At 50.7% G+C, this 696-nt stretch carries 2 protein-coding genes; one reads left to right on the forward strand and one right to left on the reverse strand.

Annotation, left to right across the window (positions count from 1 at the left end; genetic code table 11):
* Positions 1-307: helix-turn-helix domain-containing protein (locus tag BN1125_RS13820; protein ID WP_042012942.1), on the reverse strand; the 307-nt coding region annotated here is incomplete at its 3' end.
* Between the two features lie 57 nt (positions 308-364).
* Between BN1125_RS13820 and tnpA the strand changes: the two genes are divergently transcribed.
* On the forward strand, positions 365-696 hold a 332-nt coding region (tnpA, locus tag BN1125_RS13825), incomplete at its 3' end, for an IS200/IS605 family transposase (protein WP_042012943.1).

Here is a 696-nt window from a genome sequence, read left to right on the forward strand (position 1 = left end):
TCGGCATCCGCGCCTTGAGCTTGGGGTTGAAAAAATTGGCAAACGCCTTGTCCAAGTTGATCACCGCCTGTTGCAAAGCGAGTGAGTCGTACTCTTTCAGCCAACCGTATTTACGCGACTTTTTTGCCACTGCCAGCAAGGGTTTCAGGTCACGTTTCGGTTTCAATGAAACCCCGTGACGCTTAAACATGTGCCGTTGAATATCAAGGGCCTTGTTGTACGCGAACCGCACCGCGCCGAACTGGGCATTCAAGAATGCCGCTTGTTCGTCGGTCGGATAAAGGCGTACTTTTGTGGCTCTTTTCACAGTCACCGCTCGCTGTTAGGATGCCAACACAATATGGCTTTTGACGGAGTATTACAAGTGAGTGCGCATCATGAAGATTTGACCGGCTATCTGCGCCGACGCCATTCGGTCAGTAAGCTGGTCGTGCATTTAATCTTCACCACAAAGTACCGCCGCAAACTACTGGATGGCACCATGATCGAGCAGATGCGCGGCGCATTTTTATCTGCGGCAGAGAAGTTGGAGATCGACATTCTGGAGATGGATGGCGAAGCCGATCACGTTCATCTATTGGTAGCCTATCCGCCGAAGTTGGCCGTCAGTGTATTGGTCAATAATTTGAAGTCGGTCAGCAGCCGCCACATTCGCATATTGAATACGCACCTACGAAAGCAGAGTAATAGTGGGGT

It is taken from the genome of Aeromonas fluvialis (assembly GCF_000819885.1).
In the GTDB taxonomy this organism is placed as follows: Bacteria; Pseudomonadota; Gammaproteobacteria; order Enterobacterales; family Aeromonadaceae; genus Aeromonas; species Aeromonas fluvialis.